The sequence below is a fragment of the Bacillus rugosus genome (genome assembly GCF_023238245.1).
In the GTDB taxonomy this organism is placed as follows: domain Bacteria; phylum Bacillota; class Bacilli; order Bacillales; family Bacillaceae; genus Bacillus; species Bacillus rugosus.
Map to the genome: position 1 here is coordinate 1,635,457 of NZ_CP096590.1, position 23,632 is coordinate 1,659,088.

Annotated in this window: 22 protein-coding genes, 1 riboswitch and 1 other annotated feature; all 22 genes read left to right on the forward strand. The window is 45.3% G+C overall.

Features of this window, described 5'->3' with window-relative positions; translation table 11 throughout:
* Positions 1-40 precede the first annotated feature (40 nt).
* The 22 genes from divIVA (at position 41) to sirC (ending at position 23,614) form a co-directional block, all read left to right on the forward strand.
* Complete coding sequence (gene divIVA / locus M0696_RS08390; RefSeq protein WP_003221468.1) at positions 41-535, forward strand: septum site-determining protein DivIVA; 495 nt, start codon at positions 41-43, stop codon at positions 533-535.
* 62 nt (positions 536-597) lie between these two features.
* Positions 598-824: a binding site (T-box leader), on the forward strand.
* Positions 825-876: 52 nt separating this feature from the next.
* Positions 877-3,642, forward strand: coding sequence for an isoleucine--tRNA ligase (ileS, locus tag M0696_RS08395; RefSeq protein WP_222142793.1), 2,766 nt, complete (start codon positions 877-879; stop codon positions 3,640-3,642).
* A 144-nt stretch (positions 3,643-3,786) separates the two neighbouring features.
* Positions 3,787-4,161 (forward strand): sporulation-related RNA polymerase-binding protein YlyA, encoded by a 375-nt coding sequence (gene ylyA, locus M0696_RS08400; protein ID WP_222142794.1) that lies wholly within the window; start codon positions 3,787-3,789, stop codon positions 4,159-4,161.
* A gap of 102 nt (positions 4,162-4,263) precedes the next feature.
* The gene (lspA, locus tag M0696_RS08405) at positions 4,264-4,728 is read left to right on the forward strand and encodes a signal peptidase II (protein ID WP_166853134.1); all 465 of its coding nucleotides are present in this window, start codon (positions 4,264-4,266) and stop codon (positions 4,726-4,728) included.
* Position 4,729: 1 nt separating this feature from the next.
* A complete protein-coding gene (locus tag M0696_RS08410; protein ID WP_166853132.1) occupies positions 4,730-5,641 on the forward strand; it encodes an RluA family pseudouridine synthase in 912 nt (303 codons plus the stop codon).
* Positions 5,642-5,823: 182 nt separating this feature from the next.
* Positions 5,824-6,369: a bifunctional pyrimidine operon transcriptional regulator/uracil phosphoribosyltransferase gene (gene pyrR, locus M0696_RS08415; RefSeq protein ID WP_166853130.1), complete on the forward strand. Its 546-nt coding sequence runs from the start codon at positions 5,824-5,826 to the stop codon at positions 6,367-6,369.
* 174 nt (positions 6,370-6,543) lie between these two features.
* Positions 6,544-7,851, forward strand: coding sequence for a uracil permease PyrP (gene pyrP, locus M0696_RS08420; RefSeq protein WP_044445174.1), 1,308 nt, complete (start codon positions 6,544-6,546; stop codon positions 7,849-7,851).
* A gap of 144 nt (positions 7,852-7,995) precedes the next feature.
* A complete protein-coding gene (locus M0696_RS08425; RefSeq protein ID WP_222142795.1) occupies positions 7,996-8,910 on the forward strand; it encodes an aspartate carbamoyltransferase catalytic subunit in 915 nt (304 codons plus the stop codon).
* Positions 8,894-10,180: a dihydroorotase gene (locus M0696_RS08430; protein ID WP_222142796.1), complete on the forward strand. Its 1,287-nt coding sequence runs from the start codon at positions 8,894-8,896 to the stop codon at positions 10,178-10,180. The genes M0696_RS08425 and M0696_RS08430 overlap by 17 nt, the downstream gene beginning before the upstream one ends.
* Complete coding sequence (locus M0696_RS08435; protein WP_166853122.1) at positions 10,177-11,271, forward strand: carbamoyl phosphate synthase small subunit; 1,095 nt, start codon at positions 10,177-10,179, stop codon at positions 11,269-11,271. The genes M0696_RS08430 and M0696_RS08435 overlap by 4 nt, the downstream gene beginning before the upstream one ends.
* The gene (gene carB, locus M0696_RS08440) at positions 11,256-14,471 is read left to right on the forward strand and encodes a carbamoyl-phosphate synthase (glutamine-hydrolyzing) large subunit (RefSeq protein WP_222142797.1); all 3,216 of its coding nucleotides are present in this window, start codon (positions 11,256-11,258) and stop codon (positions 14,469-14,471) included. Before M0696_RS08435 ends, carB begins: the two co-directional genes overlap by 16 nt.
* Entirely contained in the window at positions 14,468-15,238 is a 771-nt protein-coding gene (pyrK, locus tag M0696_RS08445) for a dihydroorotate oxidase B electron transfer subunit (protein WP_222142798.1), read from the forward strand. The genes carB and pyrK overlap by 4 nt, the downstream gene beginning before the upstream one ends.
* Complete coding sequence (locus M0696_RS08450) at positions 15,238-16,173, forward strand: dihydroorotate dehydrogenase (RefSeq protein WP_222142799.1); 936 nt, start codon at positions 15,238-15,240, stop codon at positions 16,171-16,173. Before pyrK ends, M0696_RS08450 begins: the two co-directional genes overlap by 1 nt.
* Positions 16,142-16,861: an orotidine-5'-phosphate decarboxylase gene (pyrF, locus tag M0696_RS08455; protein WP_222142800.1), complete on the forward strand. Its 720-nt coding sequence runs from the start codon at positions 16,142-16,144 to the stop codon at positions 16,859-16,861. Before M0696_RS08450 ends, pyrF begins: the two co-directional genes overlap by 32 nt.
* Positions 16,858-17,490 carry an orotate phosphoribosyltransferase gene (gene pyrE / locus M0696_RS08460; protein ID WP_282707829.1) on the forward strand — a complete coding sequence of 211 codons (633 nt, stop codon included), beginning with the start codon at positions 16,858-16,860 and terminating at the stop codon, positions 17,488-17,490. The genes pyrF and pyrE overlap by 4 nt, the downstream gene beginning before the upstream one ends.
* A 144-nt stretch (positions 17,491-17,634) precedes the next feature.
* Positions 17,635-17,740: riboswitch (SAM riboswitch) on the forward strand.
* Positions 17,741-17,904: 164 nt separating this feature from the next.
* On the forward strand, positions 17,905-18,606 hold the full coding sequence (locus M0696_RS08465; protein WP_166853103.1) for a phosphoadenylyl-sulfate reductase: 702 nt from the start codon (positions 17,905-17,907) through the stop codon (positions 18,604-18,606).
* Positions 18,607-18,617: 11 nt separating this feature from the next.
* The gene (gene cysP / locus M0696_RS08470; protein WP_222142801.1) at positions 18,618-19,682 is read left to right on the forward strand and encodes a sulfate permease; all 1,065 of its coding nucleotides are present in this window, start codon (positions 18,618-18,620) and stop codon (positions 19,680-19,682) included.
* Positions 19,683-19,730: 48 nt separating this feature from the next.
* A complete protein-coding gene (gene sat, locus M0696_RS08475) occupies positions 19,731-20,879 on the forward strand; it encodes a sulfate adenylyltransferase (RefSeq protein ID WP_166853097.1) in 1,149 nt (382 codons plus the stop codon).
* A gap of 12 nt (positions 20,880-20,891) precedes the next feature.
* A complete protein-coding gene (gene cysC, locus M0696_RS08480; RefSeq protein WP_222142802.1) occupies positions 20,892-21,485 on the forward strand; it encodes an adenylyl-sulfate kinase in 594 nt (197 codons plus the stop codon).
* Between the two features lie 98 nt (positions 21,486-21,583).
* The gene (gene cobA, locus M0696_RS08485; protein WP_222142803.1) at positions 21,584-22,357 is read left to right on the forward strand and encodes a uroporphyrinogen-III C-methyltransferase; all 774 of its coding nucleotides are present in this window, start codon (positions 21,584-21,586) and stop codon (positions 22,355-22,357) included.
* Positions 22,358-22,359: 2 nt separating this feature from the next.
* Positions 22,360-23,145 carry a sirohydrochlorin chelatase gene (gene sirB / locus M0696_RS08490; RefSeq protein WP_133953802.1) on the forward strand — a complete coding sequence of 262 codons (786 nt, stop codon included), beginning with the start codon at positions 22,360-22,362 and terminating at the stop codon, positions 23,143-23,145.
* Positions 23,126-23,614: a precorrin-2 dehydrogenase gene (gene sirC / locus M0696_RS08495; RefSeq protein WP_166853085.1), complete on the forward strand. Its 489-nt coding sequence runs from the start codon at positions 23,126-23,128 to the stop codon at positions 23,612-23,614. Before sirB ends, sirC begins: the two co-directional genes overlap by 20 nt.
* Positions 23,615-23,632 lie beyond the last annotated feature (18 nt).

Genomic DNA, 23,632 nt, shown 5'->3' on the forward strand with positions numbered 1-23,632 from the left:
CTAGATAACCGTACTGAAATGTAAAAATGGAGGTGGCATCATGCCATTAACGCCAAATGATATTCACAACAAGACGTTTACAAAAAGTTTTCGCGGATATGATGAAGATGAAGTAAATGAATTCTTAGCGCAAGTCAGAAAAGATTACGAAATTGTTCTCCGTAAGAAAACTGAGCTTGAAGCGAAAGTCAATGAACTTGATGAAAGAATCGGACACTTTGCTAATATTGAAGAAACGCTGAATAAATCGATTTTAGTTGCTCAAGAAGCAGCTGAAGACGTAAAACGCAATTCTCAAAAAGAAGCAAAGCTGATTGTTCGGGAGGCGGAGAAAAACGCTGATCGCATTATCAACGAATCTTTATCAAAATCAAGAAAAATTGCCATGGAAATTGAAGAACTGAAAAAACAATCTAAAGTTTTCAGAACACGTTTCCAAATGCTGATTGAAGCCCAGCTCGATCTTCTGAAAAATGACGATTGGGATCATCTGCTTGAGTATGAAGTCGACGCAGTATTTGAGGAAAAGGAATAAATTCTCTGATTACCTTGACATCTTCTTAGCTTGTCGAATATAATACGTTCATAAATTCAGATGAAAAAACGGTTGAAAGGGACAGTCATGTTTCCTTCAGGCCTTCATAGCGACCCGGAGATGGTGAGAGTCCGGGATGGCCGGAATCATGTAGATCAGCCCTTAAGTTTCCTTTCTGAACTCACAGTAGGTTAGGACGTTCATCACGTTACGATGCTCGAGAGGAAAAAGCATATGCAGGCTTTTTCTAAAAGGGTGGTACCGCGAGATAAGCTTTCTCGTCCCTTATGGGATGAGAGGGCTTTTTTTATTTTCTGAAAAAATGCAGTGGAGGAATGAAAATGGATTTTAAAGATACGCTCTTAATGCCGAAAACAGATTTCCCGATGCGCGGAAATTTGCCAAACCGTGAGCCTGACATTCAGAAGACTTGGGAGGAAGAGGATATCTACCGTCTTGTGCAGGAACGGACGAAAGACCGCCCGAAATTTATTTTACATGACGGACCTCCGTATGCAAACGGCGATATCCATATGGGACACGCGCTTAACAAGATTTTGAAGGACTTCATTGTCCGCTACAAATCAATGAGCGGCTACAACGCGCCGTATGTACCGGGCTGGGATACACACGGATTGCCGATTGAAACGGCTCTCACAAAAAACAAAAAAGTAAACCGCAAAGAAATGTCAGTAGCGGATTTCCGCAAACTGTGCGAAGAGTACGCTTGGAAGCAAATCGAGGGACAGCGTGAGCAGTTTAAACGCCTGGGTGTCCGCGGTGATTGGGAAAACCCTTATGTCACATTAAAACCGGAATACGAAGCGCAGCAAATCCGCGTATTTGGTGAGATGGCAAAACGAGGCTACATCTATAAGGGTCTTAAACCGGTTAACTGGTCACCTTCAAGTGAGTCTGCTTTGGCGGAAGCTGAGATCGAATATCAAGACAAACGTTCAGCATCTATTTATGTTGCTTTCGGTGTAAAAGACGGAAAAGGCGTTCTTGAAAACGGCGAGCGCATCATCATTTGGACAACAACGCCTTGGACAATTCCGGCGAACCTCGGAATTTCAGTGCACCCTGATCTTGAGTACAGCGTGATTGCAGTAGGTGAAGACCGCTTTGTCGTAGCTAGTGCTTTAGTCGAAAATGTAGCATCTGCATGCGGATTTGATCAATATGAAGTGACAAGAACGATCAAAGGGAAAGACCTTGAGAACATTGTAGCGGAACACCCGCTATATGGAAGAGATTCTCTCGTTATGCTTGGTGAACACGTAACAACTGATGCCGGGACAGGCTGCGTTCATACAGCGCCGGGACACGGGGAAGATGACTTTATCATCGGCCAAAAATACGGTTTAGATGTGTTATGCCCAGTTGATGCAAAAGGTGTAATGACAAGCGAAGCTCCAGGCTTTGAAGGCATGTTCTATGATGATGCGAACAAAGCGATCACAGAGCAGCTTGATGAAAAAGGCGCGCTTGTGAAGCTTGAATTCATTACCCACTCTTATCCGCATGATTGGAGAACAAAGAAACCAACCATTTTCAGAGCGACAGCGCAATGGTTTGCGTCTATTAAAGATTTCAGATCAGACCTGCTTGATGCCATTAAAGAAACCAAATGGGTTCCTGAATGGGGCGAGCAGCGTTTACACAACATGGTTCGTGACCGCGGAGACTGGTGTATTTCCAGACAGCGTGCATGGGGTGTGCCGATCCCGGTATTTTATGCTGAAAACGGAGAACCGATTATTACAGATGAAACCATTGAACATGTTTCTGAATTGTTCAGACAGCATGGCTCAAACATTTGGTTTGAAAAAGAAGCGAAGGATCTTCTTCCGGAAGGCTTTACGCATCCTGGCAGCCCTAACGGCACATTTACAAAAGAACAGGACATCATGGATGTTTGGTTTGATTCAGGCTCTTCCCATCAAGCGGTGCTTGAAGAACGTGAAGACCTCGTTCGCCCGGCTGATTTATATCTAGAAGGATCAGACCAATACCGCGGCTGGTTTAACTCATCTCTTTCTACAGCAGTAGCCGTAACAGGAAAAGCGCCATATAAAGGTGTGCTCAGCCATGGATTTGCACTGGATGGAGAAGGACGCAAGATGAGTAAATCAATCGGTAACGTCGTTGTTCCAGCTAAAGTGATGAAACAGCTTGGTGCCGACATCTTGAGATTATGGGTGTCCTCAGTTGATTATCAGGCGGACGTTCGCGTGTCTGACGCCATTTTGAAGCAGGTTGCTGAAGTATACCGTAAAATCCGCAATACGTTCCGTTTCCTTCATGGTAACCTATTCGATTTTGATCCGAAAACGAATGCGGTGGCTGTCGAAGATCTTCGCGAAGTGGACCAATATATGCTGATTAAACTGAACAAACTGATTGATAAAGTGAAAAAAGCGTATGATGAGTATGAATTTGCAGTTGTATATCACAGCATCCATAATTTCTGCACAATCGAATTGAGCTCATTCTATCTTGATTTCGCAAAAGATATTGTGTACATCGAGCATGCGGATCATCCGGATAGACGCAGTATGCAGACAGTATTCTATGAAACGCTTCTTGCATTAGTGAAGCTTTCAGCGCCTATCCTTCCTCATACGGCTGACGAATTATGGTCTCATTTAACATTTGTTGAAGAGCAGAGCGTTCAGTTGACAGATATGCCGGAAACAATCACGGTTCCAAACAGCGAAGCGACAGAAGATAAATTTGACCGCTTTATGGCTTTCCGTGACGATGTGCTAAAAGCGTTAGAAACTGCGCGGAATGAAAAAATTATCGGTAAATCATTGGAAGCGAACCTGAAATTGTATCCAAACAAAGAAAACCAAGAGCTCTTGGCTTCCATTAAAGAAAATCTTTCTCAGCTGTTTATTGTTTCTGAACTGACAATCAGCGAAGAAAATGAAGCGCCGAACGATGCGCAAAGCTTTGCGACAGGGAAAATCGCTGTCGAGAAAGCCGAAGGCGAAATGTGTGAGAGATCCCGTGTAATTTCAAAAGATGTAGGTGCAAATCCGAAATATCCTACACTCTCACTGCGAAACGCTGAAATCGTTGAAAAATACTATCAAAAATAATGGAAAAGAGCCCGGCGTAAAAGCCGGGCTTTTTTTGTGCCAAGAGTGACATCGTTTAGAACGGCAGGAAAAATCTTATGTGCTTTAGATCATCGTTCACAGGCAACAATATAGGTACTACGTTAAGAGCAGGAGTTGTGATGAATGAATGATCAACTGACCGCAATATATACGGAACTTCTTCTGACGAAAGAAGAATTACAGTCGAGATTATTTGAGTATTCTTGCTTTCAGGCTTCAACAAGCCCACAAGCAGCAATCAATCATAAACAAAAAGCAACTCTGATCTATCACATTAAAGAAGAGCTACAAGACGTTCTCCTCGCATTGTCTAAAATCGAAAACGGCACATTTGGATACTGTGAAGAAACCGGGGATCCCATTCCTCTTTCAAAGCTGGCTGTGCTGCCGACTGCCCGCACAGCAAACGATTTTCTTTACTCTGTCCAATTTGAAAAAAAAACGCTTCCGCTGTGGAAATCAACGGATATCGAATATGGCCAGGCACTGTATGAATAACATTGTCTGGCCGGTTAATATGCCTGATATTTCTTTACTCCAGTGCTTTTTATTGATAAAATGCATAATGGATTAAAGTAACCGTAAACTGGAGGAACGTTTGTGCTGTATTATGTGATTGCACTACTTATTATTGCAGCCGATCAATTGACAAAATGGCTTGTCGTTAAGAACATGGAGCTTGGCCAAAGCATTCCGATCATTGATCAGGTATTCTATATCACCTCCCATCGCAATACGGGTGCTGCATGGGGGATATTAGCCGGTCAGATGTGGTTTTTCTACCTCATTACAACCGCGGTTATTATTGGCATTGTTTATTACATACAGCGTTATACAAAAGGACAAAGGCTTCTTGGAGTGGCCCTCGGACTGATGCTTGGCGGTGCCATTGGCAACTTCATCGATCGGGCTGTCAGACAGGAAGTTGTGGATTTTATCCATGTCATTATTGTGAATTACAATTACCCGATTTTTAACATCGCTGACTCTTCACTATGTGTCGGCGTAATGCTTTTATTTATACAAATGCTGTTGGACAGCGGGAAAAAGAAAAAGGAGCAATAGCATGAATCAATTTGATATAACCGCTTCAGAAGAACAAAAAAGTGAGCGGATTGATAAATTTCTGGCATCGACTGAGAATGATTGGTCGAGAACCCAGGTACAGCAATGGGTGAAAGATGGACAAATTGTCGTGAACGGAAGCCCTGTAAAATCAAATTATAAAATTCAGCCAGGTGATCAGGTGACAGTCACTGTACCTGAGCCAGAAGCGCTCGACGTGCTGGCAGAACCTATGGATCTGGATATTTACTATGAAGATCAGGATGTGCTTGTCGTCAATAAACCTCGCGGAATGGTTGTGCACCCAGCTCCCGGGCATCTTACGGGCACACTTGTAAACGGCCTTATGGCTCATTGCACGGATCTTTCCGGGATAAATGGCGTGATGCGTCCGGGGATCGTTCACAGAATCGATAAGGACACGTCCGGCTTATTAATGGTGGCGAAAAATGATATGGCTCATGAGTCACTTGTAAACCAATTGGTCAACAAAACGGTCACGCGTAAATATACGGCGGTTGTCCACGGGCTTATCTCTCACGATGATGGCACAATTGACGCGCCGATCGGACGGGACAAGAAAGACCGTCAAAGCATGACTGTGACGCGTGATGGCAAAAATGCGGTCACTCATTTTCATGTGCTTGAGCGTTTTCAGGATTTTACGTTGGTGGAATGCCAGCTTGAAACAGGAAGAACGCATCAAATTCGTGTTCATATGAAATATATCGGATTTCCATTAGCGGGCGATCCAAAATACGGACCAAGAAAAACGATTGATTTTAACGGACAAGCCCTTCACGCCGGAATTTTAGGTTTTGATCATCCTCGCACAGGCGAATATGTCGAATTTGAAGCACCGCTACCGGAGGATATGGCAGAATTAATCGAAAACCTCAGAAAAAACGATTGACAGACTGTTTCTTTTCTGAAATAATAAACGAAGCTGAATAGATTCTTTAAAACAGTCCAGAGAGGCTGAGAAGGATAACGGATAGACGGGATGCGTGTATATGTGCGCACCTTGTCCTGAAACCCCTCTATGCTCTGGCAAGAGGGGTTTTTTCTTCTATATGAACTGTGAGGTGTCATACATTGAATCAAAAAGCTGTCATTCTCGATGAACAGGCAATCAGACGGGCGCTGACCAGGATTGCCCACGAAATGATCGAACGTAATAAAGGAATGAATAACTGCATCCTTGTTGGCATTAAGACAAGAGGGATTTACTTGGCAAAACGTCTTGCGGAACGAATCGAACAGATTGAAGGGAGTCCTGTAACAGTCGGTGAAATTGATATTACTCTTTACAGAGACGATCTTTCCAAAAAAACGAGCAACGAAGAGCCGCTTGTAAAAGGTGCAGATATTCCGGTTGACATTACAGATCAAAAAGTGATCCTCGTAGACGATGTCCTGTACACAGGCAGAACGGTCAGAGCAGGTATGGATGCGCTTGTTGATGTAGGCAGACCTTCCTCCATTCAGCTGGCAGTGCTAGTTGACAGAGGACACCGGGAGCTTCCGATCCGCGCGGATTATATCGGGAAAAACATCCCGACATCAAAAGCTGAAAAGGTTATGGTTCAGCTTGATGAAGTAGATCAAAACGATCTCGTCGCCATTTATGAAAATGAATAATAGATTACCTTTTTAAAGGCAATCCAGAGAGGTTGCAAAGAGGTGCACAACAAAGTCCCGAAAGTATTCGGCAGGTCTTTGTATGCCTCTTTGCGTAAAAATAGCAAAGAGGTTTTTTTATACAGTCATTGAGTCATCCTAAAATGAACGTTAACAATCAGGGGGAAAATCATCATGAGTAAGAAAAAAGTAAATTTAGGAGTCAGGGATGTCCCGACACCTTTCTCTTGGGTTTCATTCAGCCTGCAGCATTTGTTTGCCATGTTTGGCTCAACGATTTTGGTTCCGAAGCTGGTCGGAATGAGTCCTGCTGTGGCATTGGTGACAAGTGGCATCGGGACACTTGCTTACCTTCTGATTACGAAAGGGCAAATTCCCGCGTATCTTGGTTCATCCTTTGCCTTTATTTCTCCGATCATACTAGTAAAAGCGACCGGCGGTCCGGGATCGGCAATGGTCGGGGCGTTTCTTGCAGGGCTAGTGTACGGGCTGATTGCCTTATTGATCAGGCAGCTTGGAACCGGGTGGCTAATGAAGATTCTCCCGCCTGTAGTCGTAGGCCCCGTAATTATCGTCATCGGACTGGGGCTGGCAAGCACTGCGGTAAACATGGCGATGTACGCTGATCCAAACGCGAGTGAATTGGTCTACAGCTTAAAGCACTTCAGTGTCGCAGGAGTTACACTGGCGATCACGATTATTTGCGCGATTTTCTTACGAGGATTTTTAAGCCTGATTCCGGTTCTGATCGGAATCATCGGCGGATACCTGTTTGCCCTTACTCAAGGGATCGTCAACTTCCAGCCGGTGCTTGACGCGAAATGGTTTGCAGTGCCTGAATTTATCATCCCGTTCAAAGACTATTCACCGTCAGTAACACTCGGCATCGCAGCGGCAATGGTTCCTGTCGCGTTTGTGACAATGTCGGAGCATATCGGCCACCAAATGGTGCTAAGCAAAGTTGTTGGACAAGATTTCATTAAAAAGCCGGGGCTGCATCGCTCCATCATGGGTGACAGCGTGGCCACAATCCTTGCTTCCCTGATCGGCGGTCCGCCGACAACGACTTATGGGGAAAACATTGGCGTGCTGGCCATTACAAGAGTATTCAGCGTCTTTGTCATCGGAGGCGCGGCGGTGATTGCCCTTTGCTTCGGCTTTATCGGCAAAATCTCAGCGCTGATCAGTTCAGTGCCGTCAGCGGTCATGGGAGGCGTCTCCTTCCTGCTGTTCGGAATCATCGCATCGAGCGGTCTCAGAATGCTGATTGACAACAAAATTGATTATGAAAACAACAGAAACCTCATTATTACGTCAGTTATCCTTGTGATCGGTGTAGGCGGCGCGTTTATCCAAGTGTCTCAAGGAGGATTCCAAGTGTCAGGAATGGCGCTTGCCGCAATTGTCGGTGTCATCTTAAACCTGATTCTTCCGCAGGCAAAGGAAGAGCAGGCGGACACATCTGAACAACATCATATTTAAAACCTTTTAAAGAAAGTCCAGAGAGGCTTGGAAGGGTTATGAAGAGAAGGAAGCTTCAATGCTGCCCTCTATTTAACCGTACCCCGAGTCTATCTTAGACCGGGGTTTTTTCAGCCTTAATGTTGAAATGAGAGGGGAAAAAACATGAAGCATTTAACGACGATGAGTGAACTCAGCACTGAGGAAATCAAAGATTTGCTTCAAATAGCACAAGACCTCAAAAGCAGAAAAATAGACAATCAGCTTACGGGAAAGTTTGCAGCAAACCTGTTTTTTGAACCAAGCACGAGAACGCGATTCAGCTTTGAGGTCGCAGAAAAAAAGCTGGGTATGAATGTCCTGAATCTTGATGGAACAAGCACAAGCGTGCAAAAAGGCGAAACCTTATATGACACCATTCGGACGCTCGAGTCAATCGGTGTGGACGTGTGCGTCATCAGGCACAGTGAGGATGAGTACTATGAAGAGCTTGTCAGCAAGGTGAATATCCCGATTCTGAACGCGGGAGACGGATGCGGCCAGCATCCGACACAATCACTGCTTGATGTAATGACGATTTATGAAGAGTTCAATACGTTCAAAGGGCTCACCGTCTCCATTCACGGCGATATCAAACATAGCAGAGTGGCTAGATCAAATGCGGAAGTTTTGACAAGATTGGGTGCCCGTATCCTGTTTTCAGGTCCTTCGGAATGGCAGGATGAAGAAAATCTATTCGGCACGTATGTCACAATGGATGAAGCAGTTGAGTCTTCCGATGTCGTTATGCTGCTGCGCATTCAAAATGAAAGACATCAGTCTGCTGTCAGTCAGGACGGCTATTTAAACAAATACGGCCTGACCGTAGAACGGGCTGAGCGTATGAAGCAGCATGCGATCATTATGCATCCAGCTCCGGTAAACAGAGGAGTGGAGATTGATGACAGCTTAGTCGAAAGCGAAAAATCAAGAATCTTCAAGCAAATGCAAAATGGCGTATTTATCAGAATGGCAGTGATACAGCGTGCCTTACAAACAAATGTGAAAAGAGGAGAAGCAGCGTATGTCATATCTCATTAAAAACGGCTGGATACTTAACGAAAATGGTGAAAAAACAGAAACGGATATTCGAGTGACGGGAGAAATCATTTCCGAAATTGGCAAGCTTGATGCAGCGGGTGAAGAAACGGTAATTGATGCAAAAGGCTTGCTTGTTTCACCTGGATTTGTCGATCTCCACGTACACTTCAGAGAGCCGGGCGGAGAGAAAAAAGAAACCATTGAAACCGGTGCAAAAGCCGCGGCGCGCGGCGGCTATACAACAGTAGCTGCAATGCCGAATACGCGGCCGGTTCCTGATACGAAGGAGCAGATGGAATGGGTGCAAAACCGTATAAAAGAAACATCATGCATCAGAGTTCTTCCATATGCATCCATTACGATCAGACAAATCGGTGATGAGATGACAAATTTTGAAGCTTTAAAAGAAGCAGGGGCATTTGCTTTTACAGATGACGGCGTCGGTATACAGACAGCAGGAATGATGTATGAAGCGATGAAACGGGCAGCCGCGATCGACAAAGCGATTGTTGCACATTGCGAAGACAACTCCTTAATTTACGGAGGAAGCGTTCATGAGGGAACATTCTCTAAAGCGAATGGGCTCAATGGCATTCCTTCTGTGTGTGAATCGGTTCATATTGCCCGCGATGTGTTGCTGGCAGAGGCGACAAACTGCCATTACCATGTATGCCATATCAGTACGAAAGAATCTGTCAGAGTCGTACGTGATGCGAAAAAAGCAGGAATCAGAGTGACAGCAGAAGTGTCGCCACACCATTTGCTGCTTTGTGATGAGGACATTCCGGGGCTTGACACAAATTATAAAATGAACCCTCCTCTCCGCAGTGCGGAAGACAGAGCGGCTTTAATCGAAGGTCTTTTAGACGGAACAATTGATTTTATCGCAACAGACCATGCCCCGCATACAGAAGAAGAGAAAAACACAGAAATGAAGCTGGCGCCATTCGGAATTGTCGGCTTAGAAACGGCGTTCCCGCTCCTATACACACATTTTGTCAAAAATGGCAGCTGGTCGCTGAAACAGCTCATTGACTATATGACAATCAAACCATGCGAAGCATTCGGTCTCCCATACGGAGCATTACAAACGGGGCAAGTTGCTGACATTACGTTAATCGATTTGGAAAAAGAAACAGTTATAGACAATGAAACATTTTTATCAAAAGGAAAAAATACGCCATTCAACGGCATCAGCTGCACCGGCTGGCCGGTCGCTACAATGGCGGCAGGGAAGCTTGCTTATGAAGAAGGGAGACTTGTCAAATGAAGAGACGATTAGTACTGGAAAACGGAGCGGTATTCGAGGGGAAAGCCTTCGGAAGCTTAGAACACAGCATGGGAGAAGTCGTTTTTAACACTGGGATGACAGGCTATCAGGAAATTTTATCTGATCCTTCTTACTGCGGGCAGATCGTAACATTAACGTACCCGCTTATCGGAAATTACGGCATTAACCGCGATGATTTTGAATCTATTACCCCTTTTGTGAAAGGGCTGATCATCAAAGAATTATGTGAACTGCCTTCCAACTGGCGTTCAGCATACACATTAGACGAGTATTTAAAAATGAAAAACATTCCGGGACTGCAGGGAATTGATACAAGAAAGCTGACAAGAATGATCCGCACGGCAGGCGCCCTAAAAGGAACATTCGCTTCACCTGATGAAGATATCGAGGCGGTGCTGAAAAGGCTGAACGAAACAGAACTGCCGAGAAATCAAGTATCCCAAGTATCTGCCAAAACAGCATATCCGAGCCCGGGAAGGGGCAAACGCATTGTCTTGGTTGACTTTGGCATGAAGCACGGCATTCTTAGAGAGCTGAACAAACGGAAATGTGACGTTATCGTTGTGCCTTACAACATTACAGCGGAAGAAGTGCTTCAGCTGAAACCGGACGGCATCATGCTTTCTAACGGACCTGGGGATCCGAAAGATGTGCCTGAAGCGATTGAAATGATTAAAGGTGTTCTCGGAAAAGTGCCGTTATTCGGAATATGTCTCGGCCACCAATTATTTGCGCTGGCATGCGGAGCGAATACTGAAAAAATGAAATTCGGCCACAGGGGCTCAAACCACCCGGTAAAAGAGCTGGCTACTGGAAAAGTCGCCTTAACATCTCAAAACCATGGCTATACAGTGTCATCCATCAGCGAAACAGAATTGGACGTGACACATATCGCCATTAACGACGATACGATTGAAGGGCTGAAGCATAAAACACTGCCGGCATTTACGGTTCAATATCATCCTGAAGCCTCACCTGGTCCTGAGGATGCCAACCATCTATTTGACAGATTCATCGAAATGATCGAAACAACAGAGAAAGAAGGGGAAGCGGTATGCCAAAACGCGTAGACATTAACAAAATTTTAGTGATCGGATCTGGACCGATCATCATCGGCCAAGCAGCAGAATTTGACTATGCGGGAACGCAAGCCTGCCTTGCTTTGAAAGAAGAAGGCTATGAAGTCATCCTTGTCAACTCAAACCCTGCCACTATTATGACAGATACAGAAATGGCTGACCGGGTTTACATCGAACCGCTCACTCCTGAATTCCTGACGAGAATCATCAGAAAAGAACGCCCGGATGCCATTCTTCCTACTCTCGGAGGCCAAACCGGTTTGAATCTTGCGGTTGAGCTTTCTGAAAGAGGCGTGCTGGAAGAGTGTGGCGTCGAAGTGCTTGGCACGAAGCTGACTGCGATTCAGCAGGCTGAAGACCGCGACTTGTTCAGAACATTAATGAATGAGCTGAATGAACCGGTGCCTGAAAGTGAGATCATCCACTCTCTGGAAGAAGCTGAAAACTTCGTCAGTCAAATTGGTTTCCCTGTCATTGTCCGCCCAGCATATACATTAGGCGGAACAGGCGGAGGCATCTGCTCGAATGAAACCGAACTGAAAGAAATTGTTGAGAACGGCTTAAAATTAAGCCCAGTGCACCAATGTCTGCTTGAAAAAAGCATCGCCGGCTATAAAGAAATCGAATATGAAGTCATGAGAGACAGCCAGGACCACGCCATTGTCGTTTGTAATATGGAGAACATTGATCCAGTCGGAATCCACACTGGAGACAGTATTGTTGTCGCGCCAAGCCAAACGCTCAGCGACCGCGAATATCAGCTGTTGCGGAATGTATCGTTAAAACTGATCCGCGCACTTGGAATCGAAGGCGGATGTAACGTACAGCTCGCTTTAGACCCAGACAGCTTCCAATACTACATTATTGAAGTAAACCCACGGGTCAGCCGTTCATCTGCCCTTGCATCAAAAGCGACGGGATATCCGATTGCCAAACTTGCTGCTAAAATCGCTGTCGGCCTTTCATTAGATGAAATGATGAACCCGGTGACAGGAAAAACATATGCAGCATTTGAACCGGCTCTTGACTATGTCGTATCCAAAATTCCGCGCTGGCCGTTTGATAAGTTTGAATCAGCAAACAGAAAGCTCGGCACGCAAATGAAAGCGACAGGAGAGGTCATGGCAATCGGCCGCACGCTTGAAGAATCATTGCTGAAGGCTGTTCGTTCCCTGGAAGCGGATGTGTATCATCTTGAATTGAAGGACGCTGCTGACATTTCAGATGAGCTTCTTGAAAAAAGAATTAAAAAGGCCGGTGATGAACGCTTATTCTACTTAGCTGAAGCGTACAGAAGAGGCTACACGGTAGAAGACCTACATGAATTTTCCGCGATCGATGTCTTCTTCCTGCATAAGCTGTTCGGAATCGTACAGTTTGAAAAAGAACTGAAGGCAAATGCGGGTGATACTGACGTGCTGAGACGGGCAAAAGAACTAGGATTCTCTGATAAGTACATCAGCCGTGAGTGGAAAATGAAAGAATCGAAGCTTTACAGCTTGAGAAAACAAGCGGGAATTGCGCCGGTTTTCAAAATGGTAGATACATGCGCGGCAGAATTTGAATCAGAAACACCATACTTCTACAGCACATACGAAGAAGAAAATGAGTCTGTCGTTACGGATAAGAAAAGTGTGATCGTGCTTGGCTCCGGTCCGATTCGAATCGGTCAGGGTGTTGAGTTTGACTACGCTACTGTTCACTCTGTGTGGGCAATTAAACAAGCAGGCTATGAAGCCATTATTGTCAATAATAACCCGGAAACCGTTTCAACTGATTTCAGTATTTCAGATAAGCTGTACTTTGAACCGCTTACGATTGAAGATGTCATGCACATCATTGATCTCGAACAGCCAATGGGCGTTGTCGTACAATTCGGCGGACAAACTGCCATTAACCTTGCTGACGAGCTTTCTGCACGCGGAGTGAAAATCCTTGGGACTTCATTAGAAGATTTAGATCGTGCGGAAGATCGGGATAAATTTGAACAAGCGCTTGGAGAACTTGGTGTTCCGCAGCCGCTTGGCAAAACAGCGACATCAGTTGATCAGGCGATAAGCATCGCGAGTGATATCGGCTACCCGGTACTGGTGCGCCCTTCCTATGTACTTGGCGGCCGGGCGATGGAGATTGTTTATCATGAAGAAGAACTGCTTCATTACATGAAAAACGCAGTCAAAATCAATCCGCAGCACCCTGTATTAATTGACAGATATTTAACAGGAAAAGAAATCGAAGTGGATGCAGTATCTGACGGTGAAACAGTCGTCATTCCGGGAATTATGGAGCACATTGAACGTGCGGGGGTTCACTCCGGAGACTCAATCGCTGTTTATCCGCCTCAGTCACTTACAGAGGACATCAAGAAAAAAATTGAACAACACACGATCGCACTTGCTAAAGGGCTGAACATTGTCGGTTTGCTCAATATTCAATTCGTCTTATCACAAGGCGAAGTGTACGTGCTCGAAGTAAATCCGAGATCAAGCAGAACCGTACCGTTCTTAAGTAAAATTACGGGTATCCCAATGGCAAATCTCGCCACAAAAGTTATTCTCGGTCAAAAGCTGGATGTGTTTGGCTATACAGAGGGCCTTCAGCCTGAACAGCAGGGTGTATTTGTAAAAGCGCCGGTCTTCTCCTTCGCTAAGCTGAGAAGAGTGGATATTACGTTAGGGCCTGAAATGAAATCAACAGGTGAGGTCATGGGGAAAGATTCCACCCTTGAAAAAGCACTCTACAAAGCTCTGATTGCTTCAGGCATTCAAATCCCTAACTACGGTTCCGTGCTTTTAACAGTGGCTGATAAGGACAAAGAAGAAGGGCTTGCCATCGCTAAGCGGTTCCATGCGATCGGCTACAACATTTTAGCCACGGAAGGAACGGCAGGTTACCTGAAAGAAGCTTCAATTCCGGCGAAGGTCGTCGGAAAAATCGGCCAGGACGGCCCGAACTTGCTTGATGTGATCAGAAACGGAGAAGCACAGTTTGTTATCAATACGCTGACAAAAGGAAAGCAGCCGGCAAGAGACGGATTTAGAATCAGACGTGAATCAGTAGAAAACGGTGTTGCCTGCTTAACATCTTTAGATACGGCTGAAGCAATCTTGCGAGTACTGGAAAGCATGACATTCCGTGCTGATCAAATGCCGGCAGTCAACACAAATCAGGAGGCGGCAGTCACTATATGAAAAAAGCGTATTTGACAGTATGTTCTAACCAGCAAATTGCAGACCGGGTGTATCAAATGGTTCTGAAAGGGGAGCTTGTCCAAGGGTTTACAACCCCGGGACAGTTCCTCCATCTTAAAGTGAGCGAAGCGGTTACGCCTCTTTTAAGAAGGCCAATCAGCATTGCCGACGTCAACTTTGAAAAAAATGAAGTCACTATCATTTATCGAGTAGATGGGGAAGGCACAAGACTCTTGTCGCTCAAGCAGCAGGGGGAGCTTGTGGATGTCCTCGGACCCTTGGGTAATGGCTTTCCTGTTAATGAAATCCAACCTGGAAAGACGGCTTTGCTGGTAGGAGGCGGTGTAGGTGTGCCGCCTCTCCAAGAGCTGTCGAAACGCTTGAACGAAAAAGGGGTAAAGGTTATACATGTGTTAGGCTTCCAATCGGCAAAGGATGTTTTTTACGAAGAAGAGTGCCGGCAGTATGGAGACACGTATGTGGCAACAGCTGACGGAAGCTACGGGGAAACCGGATTTGTCACAGATGTAATAAAACAGAAAAATCTAGAGTTTGACATTCTCCTCAGCTGCGGGCCGACACCGATGCTGAAGGCGTTAAAACAGGAATATGCCCATAAAGAAGTTTACCTTTCCATGGAGGAACGAATGGGTTGCGGAATCGGCGCATGCTTCGCGTGTGTGTGCCATACAAACGAAAGTGAGACATCCTACGTAAAAGTATGTCTCGACGGACCTGTATTTAAAGCTCAGGAGGTGGCACTGTAATGCTAGAGGTCAAACTGCCTGGACTTGAATTGAAAAATCCGATCATCCCTGCATCAGGCTGCTTCGGTTTTGGAAAAGAGTTTGCACGTTTTTATGATTTATCTTGTCTCGGAGCAATCATGATCAAAGCTACGACAAAGGAGCCCCGCTTCGGGAACCCGACGCCTAGGGTAGCTGAGACTGGCGCTGGAATGCTAAATGCGATCGGTCTCCAAAATCCGGGCCTTGAACGCGTTTTGCAAAATGAGCTGCCGTGGCTTGAACAGTTTGATACGCCGATTATTGCCAATGTCGCAGGTTCTCAAGTCGAGGATTACGTTGAAGTCGCAGAGCATATCAGTAAAGCGCCTAATGTTCATGCACTTGAATTGAACATTTCCTGTCCGAATGTGAAGACAGGCGGGATCGCTTTTGGCACGAACCCTGAAATGGCTGCTGATTTGACGAAAGCGGTTAAAGAGGTTTCAGATGTACCTGTTTATGTAAAGCTTTCCCCGAACGTGGCAAACATCACAGAAATTGCGTCAGCGATCGAAGAGGCGGGAGCGGACGGTCTTACGATGATTAACACATTAATCGGCATGAGGCTCGATTTAAAATCAGGCAAGCCGATATTAGCTAATAAAACAGGCGGACTTTCCGGTCCTGCCATAAAGCCGGTTGCCATTCGCATGGTGTATGAAGTCAGCCAAGCGGTCAATATCCCGATTATTGGAATGGGAGGCGTGCAGACGGCCGAAGATGCCTTAGAATTTCTTCTCGCGGGAGCAAGCGCGGTCGCTGTCGGAACAGCAAACTTTGTGAATCCTTTTGCATGCCCGGACATTATTGAACAGCTTCCAGCTGTTTTGAGTCAATACGGCTATCAATCAATTGAAGAGTGCATCGGAAGGAGCTGGAACCATGAAAAACAACCTGCCCATCATCGCGCTTGATTTTGCATCAGCTGAAGAAACGCTAGCGTTCTTAGCGCTCTTTCAGCAAGAACCGTTATTTGTAAAGGTTGGAATGGAACTTTTTTATCAAGAAGGGCCATCAATAGTCAAACAATTAAAAGAAAGAAATTGCGAGCTGTTTTTAGATTTAAAGCTTCATGACATCCCGACCACTGTAAACAAAGCGATGAAGCGCCTTGCCGGTCTCGGAGTGGATCTCGTCAATGTTCATGCGGCCGGAGGCAAAAAAATGATGCAAGCAGCTCTGGAAGGCTTAGAAGAAGGAACGCCGTCCGGAAAAAAACGCCCGTCACTTATCGCGGTAACCCAGCTGACAAGCACATCTGAACAAATTATGAATAATGAACTGCTGATCGAAAAGCCTCTGATCGACACGGTTGTACATTACAGCAAACTGGCAGAAGAAAGCGGGCTCGATGGAGTGGTCTGCTCTGTTCATGAAGCAAAAGCCATTTACCAAGCGGTGTCGCCTTCATTTCTCACTGTCACTCCGGGGATCAGATTGTCAGAGGACGCTGCGAATGACCAAATCCGCGTAGCGACACCCGCGATTGCAAGAGAGAAAGGTTCATCAGCAATTGTAGTAGGACGCTCGATTACAAAAGCGAAAGACCCGGTAAAAGCCTATGAAGCTGTCAGACTCGAATGGGAGGGAATCAAATCATGAAACAAATCATTGCAAAACATCTATTAGACATCCAAGCTGTATTTTTACGCCCGAACGAGCCATTTACATGGGCAAGCGGCATTTTATCGCCAATCTACTGTGACAACCGCCTTACGCTATCTTTCCCTGGGGTCAGAAATGATGTAGCCTCAGGCATCAGTAAGCTTGTCGAAGAGCATTTTCCTGATGCTGAAATGATTGCGGGCACAGCAACAGCCGGTATTCCTCATGCTGCTCTGGCGGCTGACCGTTTGAACCTTCCGATGTGTTATGTGAGAAGTAAACCAAAAGCGCATGGAAAAGGCAATCAGATTGAGGGAGCTGTGCAAAAGGGGCAAAAAACTGTCGTCATTGAAGACTTAATCTCAACAGGAGGAAGCGTACTTGAAGCTGCGGCAGCTTTACAAGCGGCTGGCTGCGAAGTGCTCGGTGTCGTCTCAATCTTTACGTACGGGCTCCCTAAAGCGCAGGAAGCGTTCACGAAAGCAGAACTGCCATACTACTCATTAACTGATTATGATACGCTCACAGAGGTCGCGCTTGAAAACGGGAATATTCATTCAGACGATCTAGAAAAACTGAAAACGTGGAAACAAAATCCCGAGTCAAAAGATTGGTTTAAAAAATAAAAAATAAATTTCGGTGATGTATAGAGGCTTCAAAGCCTTTCTGTACTTGAAAACAGGCCTCGCGGCCTGTTTTTTTATTATTCCTATAAAAAAAGTCGGGTTGACTTATGTTAGAATTGTGCTAAAATTTACTACAAATCTAAAAACTTATCAAGAGCGGCTGAGGGACTGGACCTATGAAGCCCGGCAACCTGCATAGTTTGTAAGGTGCTACTTCCAGCAAAATGAATTCCATTTTGAAAGATAAGGGCTACATGCTGTTCCTGTCTTTCTTTCCGCCGGATTGAAAGTTTTTTATTTTAAGAGGAAAAAAGGCTGTCTGTGATAACAGCAGCCGCGCATCACATTACAATTGGGAAAAGACAACCGGCAGAAAGCTACTGTTTGTTTGTCTCCGAAAGGAGGAAAGAAGAAATGTTAACGTACGATAATTGGGAAGAGCCAACGATTACATTTCCGGAAGACGATCCTTATAAAGGAGCGTTGTCAGTTTTAAAGTGGGCATACGGCCATTACGGCGACCAGCTTGTTTATGCCTGCAGTTTCGGAATTGAGGGAATCGTTCTGATTGACTTAATTTATAAAGTGAAAAAAGACGCAGAGATTGTGTTTCTTGATACAGGACTTCATTTTAAAGAAACCTATGAAACGATTGAACGAGTGAAGGAACGTTATCCGGGTCTAAATATCATCCTGAAAAAACCAGACCTTACCCTTGAGGAGCAAGCCGCAGAACATGGTGACAAACTGTGGGAAAGAGAGCCGAATCAGTGCTGCTATCTTAGAAAGATCGTTCCTTTAAGAGAGGCGCTTTCAGGACATCCAGCCTGGCTTTCCGGCCTGCGCCGCGATCAAGGGCCAAGCCGTGCCAATACGAATTTCTTAAACAAAGATGAAAAATTCAAATCAGTAAAAGTATGCCCGCTTATCCATTGGACTTGGAAAGACATTTGGAGATACACATCCCGGAATGAGCTTGACTACAATCCGCTTCATGACCAAGGATATCCTAGTATTGGCTGCGCGCCTTGTACGGCTCCTGCTTTTACTGCAGAGGATTTACGTTCAGGCAGATGGAATGGTATGGCGAAAACAGAATGCGGACTGCATGAATAAGGAGCTGCAAAATGGAACTAGCCGCTATTTTATTTAGCTTGTTTTTCGCGATGAATATTGGTGCTAGCGGCGCTGCAGCTTCGATGGGAGTTGCTTACGGCTCTGGAGCCATCAAAAAGAAAACCTACGCTTTGATCCTATGCGCAGTCGGTGTGCTGGCCGGGGCGGTCATTGGCGGGGGCGAGGTTGTAAAAACCATCAGCTCCGGGATTATCCCCGAGCAGACGATTACACTGACGATTGTTTGCATTATTATTGGAGCAGCGGCGCTTTCGCTTTTTACGGCTAATCTCCTCGGCATTCCTTTGTCGACAAGTGAAGTAACAGTCGGCGCAGTTGTCGGCGTGGGAGTGGCTTACAAAGTATTGTTTGTGAACAACCTTCTGGTGATTGTGTCGTTTTGGGTTTTTGTCCCGCTGTTCGCTTTCGGTTTCACATATTTCGTATCTAAGCTGTTTCGTTATTTTAAGATTGAAATTAAATCTTCTAAAAAGCAAAAAATTCTTGGCATTGTTTTGTTAGGTGCCGGATTTTTTGAAGCATTCTCTGCCGGCATGAACAACGTGGCGAATGCCGTTGGCCCGTTAGTAGCGGCCGGTGTGCTGGATGTAGCGAAAGGAACCTTGTATGGGGGAGCTTTTGTGGCTCTAGGCGCGCTGTTATTAGGACGGCGGGTGTTAGAAACAAACGGGAAGAAAATTACGAGATTCTCAAAAGGAGAAGGCATTCTCTTATCCGGTACAGGAGCCGGACTGGTGATCATCAGTTCTGTATTTGGGATGCCGGTGCCCTTGGCGCAAGTCACGTCATCGTCTATTATCGGAATAGGCATGGCGAAAAACGGTCCGAACGTGTTTCATAAACAAGTTGTGCAAACGATGCTGAAGGTATGGATCGTATCGCCGTTTTTATCTCTATCAATTTCTTATCTGCTTGTATCCTTGTTTTTAAAAGCGGATTATTATTCAATCTTTATCATGGTAAGTGTGCTTTTAGCGACGGGCGGTGCCGTAAGCCTGACGAAGGCCATTCGTAAAGAGAGACGCTCTGTCCACGAACAAGGCGGGGGAATCTGATTATTAATCTGAGTTATTTTATATGTTAACTAGGAGGAAATCGATATTATGAGCTTAGCACCACACGGAGGAACATTAGTAAACAGAGTAAATGAATCATATGATGTGAGCAGCATTCAAAAAGAAATTGAACTTGATTTAATTTCTTTTGCAGATTTGGAATTAATCGGAATCGGCGCATACAGCCCGATCGAAGGCTTCTTCAATGAAAAAGATTACGTATCTGTTGTCGAAAACATGCGTCTATCTTCTGGTATTGTCTGGTCTCTTCCGATCACGCTTCCGGTTGATGCGCAAAAAGCAGAGGAACTGTCAATCGGTGAAACGGTTAAATTAACGTATGAAGGAGAAACATACGGCGTTATCCAAATTGAAGACTTGTATGTTCCTGACAAACAAAAAGAAGCTGTCAATGTGTACAAAACGGATGAGCAGGAGCACCCGGGTGTTAAAAAGCTGTTCAGCCGCGGCGATACATACGTCGGCGGACCAATCACATTGATTAAAAAAGCTTCAAAACAGTTCCCAGAGTTTACGTTTGAACCAGCGGAAACAAGACGCCAGTTTGCGGAAAAAGGCTGGGAAACCATTGTCGGTTTCCAAACAAGAAATCCTGTTCACAGAGCGCATGAATACATTCAAAAAACGGCTCTTGAAACAGTAGACGGCTTGTTCTTGAACCCTCTGGTAGGCGAAACAAAATCTGATGACATCCCAGCTGATGTGCGGATGGAAAGCTACCAAGTGCTTCTAGACAATTACTATCCGAAAGACCGCGTGTTCCTCGGCGTTTTCTTAGCGGCGATGCGTTACGCAGGACCGAGAGAAGCGATTTTCCACGCGCTTGTCAGAAAGAACTATGGCTGCACGCATTTCATTGTCGGCCGCGATCACGCAGGTGTAGGTGACTATTACGGAACATATGAGGCACAAGAGCTGTTTGACACATTTAAACCTGAAGAGCTCGGGATTACACCGCTAAAATTCGAGCACAGCTTCTTCTGTGAAAAATGCGGAAATATGGGAACAGCGAAAACGTGCCCTCACGGCAGAGAGCATCATGTTATTTTATCAGGCACTAAGGTAAGAGGCATGCTGAGAGACGGTGTACTGCCACCTGCAGAATTCAGCCGCGCAGAAGTCGTAGAAGTGTTAATCAGAGGGATGAAGAAAAAAGAAGAAGCAGGCGTATCTTAAGGAGGACTGGCAGTGACAAATCGCGATATCGTATGGCATGAAGCCTCTATTACAAAAGAAGAGTACCAGCAAAAAAACAAGCACAAAAGCTCCATTCTCTGGCTGACAGGGTTGAGCGGTTCAGGCAAATCAACGATTGCCAATGCCGCTGCGAGAGAATTGTTTGAGCTGGGCTACCAAGTCATTGTGCTGGATGGAGATAATATCCGTCACGGCTTAAATAAGGATCTTGGCTTTTCTGATGAAGACCGAAAAGAAAACATCCGCCGAATTGGAGAGGTGGCAAAGCTTTTTGTTCAGCAGGGCACCATTGTGATTACTGCTTTTATCTCTCCTTTCCGCAAGGACAGAGAGCAAGTTCGCCAGCTTGTGGAAGCAGGCGAATTCAATGAAGTATACATTAAATGCGACCTCGATATTTGTGAACAAAGAGATCCGAAAGGGCTCTATAAAAAAGCAAGAAACGGGGAAATTCCGTTCTTTACAGGAATTGATTCTCCTTATGAAGAGCCTGAAGCACCAGAGCTCGTTCTTGATTCAGGACAGCATGACCGTGAAGCGTGCAAGAGCCAGCTGATCGAGTTTGTCAAACAAAAATTGAGCTGAATATGATCTGCTGTGTTCTTCTCAGAAGGCGGAATGCAAGCTAGAACAACACCACAGCGAATGTTCTGGAAGAACTCGAATAGATCGGGGGAAATACGATGGGGAAAGTATATATTGTAGGAGCGGGTCCCGGTGACCCTGATCTGCTGACAATTAAAGCGCTGAAAGCCATTGAAAAAGCTGATGTCATCCTATATGACAGATTAGTAAATAAAGAGATTTTAGAATATGCCAAAGAGCAAGCAGACCTGATCTACTGCGGGAAGCTTCCAGATTTTCATACGATGAAGCAGGAAACCATCAATCGCTTTCTTGTGAAGTATGCGCAAAAAGGGAAAAACGTTGTCAGACTGAAAGGCGGAGACCCTTTTGTGTTCGGCAGAGGAGGGGAAGAAGCGGAATGCCTCTCTGAAAACGGAATACCGTTTGAAATCATCCCTGGCATTACGTCAGGAATTGCGGCAGCTGCTTATGCCGGAATTCCTGTTACTCACCGGGATGCGGGCTCTAACGTCGCTTTTGTAACGGGTCATTACAAAAAAGACGAAGATTTTGATGAAAAGTGGAAAGCGCTGGCTACAGGAATTGATACACTTGTCATCTATATGGGTATCAAAAACGTGCAGCAGATTGAAAGAAAACTCCTTGAAAACGGCCGGGACGGTTCTACGCCGGCAGCCTTTATTCACTGGGGAACAACGGACAGGCAAAAATCTGTTTTTTGTACAGTTGACACCCTTTCAGAAACGGTGATAAAAGAAGACATTAAAAATCCGAGTTTAATTGTCATTGGAAATGTTGTAAATTATCACTATAAGCTGGAATGGTTTGAATCTGAGCTGAAAAAACAAGATTTAAGCGAGGCGTTGTAAAAATGAAGCAAGCAATTTTATATGTCGGTCACGGCAGCCGGGTAAAAAAGGCGCAGCAAGAAGCCGCAGCCTTTTTGGAAGGGTGCAAGGCGCACGTCTCTGCGCCTATACAGGAAATCAGCTTTTTAGAGCTTCAGGAGCCGACAATTGAGACAGGGTTTGAAGCATGTGTGAAGCAAGGCGCTACTCATATCGCAGTGGTGCCTCTGCTTCTTTTAACAGCTGCGCATGCAAAACATGATATTCCCGAAGAAATTGCACGTGCTGCATCCCTATATCCTTCGGTCCGCGTTTCATATGGAAAGCCGATCGGGATTGACGAAGAAGTTGTCAAGGCTGTATATCACCGAATGAAGGACATCGGTGTTCCGTATGAAAATGCCAGAGTCGTGCTCATCGGAAGGGGAAGTTCAGATCCTGATGTAAAAAGAGACGTAACCGGTATTGCCAATCTTCTTCAAAATATGATTCCGGTCAAGGAAGTCATCCCGTGCTTTTTGACAGCATGCGGCCCGAATTACAAAGAGGTTTTTTCAGAACTTAAAAAAGATGACGGCGTGACAACCTTTATCGTTCCATATCTGCTCTTTACCGGCATGCTGATGAATGAAATCGAACGAGAAGTTCAGACATTAAAGGCTGATAATCCGAATGTCTACCTCTCTTCCTATATCGGTTTCCACCCTCATGTGAAAAACGCATTTTTGAACCGTGTGAGAGAAACTGCCGAAAATCCTGAGGGACAATTTGATTTTGACGGAGGTTCATATGCTCCCGCTGCACATTAGCCTGGAAAAGAAAAAGGTTGTCATTGCGGGCGGCGGCAGCATCGCTCTCAGAAGGCTGAAAACGGTGCTTTCTGAGGGAGCTGATATTACACTTGTCAGTCCGGATGTTGAACCGGAAATCAAGCAGTTGGCAGACAATCGCCGCATCAAATGGGTCAGCCGCACAATTGAAAAAGAAGATTATCTCGATGCTTTTTTGATTATTGCCGCGACGGATCATGCTGCAGTGAACAAAGAAATTGCTCAAACAGCTTCACCTTTTCAGCTTGTCAATTGTGTCAGTGAAGCTGAGCTTGGCAACGTGTACATACCGAAAATCGTAAAAAAAGGGCATGTCACGGTGTCTGTTTCTACAAACGGCGCCAGTCCAAAGCACACAAAGGAGCTGGCTGAAAAAGTGGATGAGCAGATTGACGGTGATTTTGTCGCTGAAGTTGACAGGCTTTATCAGGTTAGAAGAAAGAAATAAGCCAGAGCATACAATGCT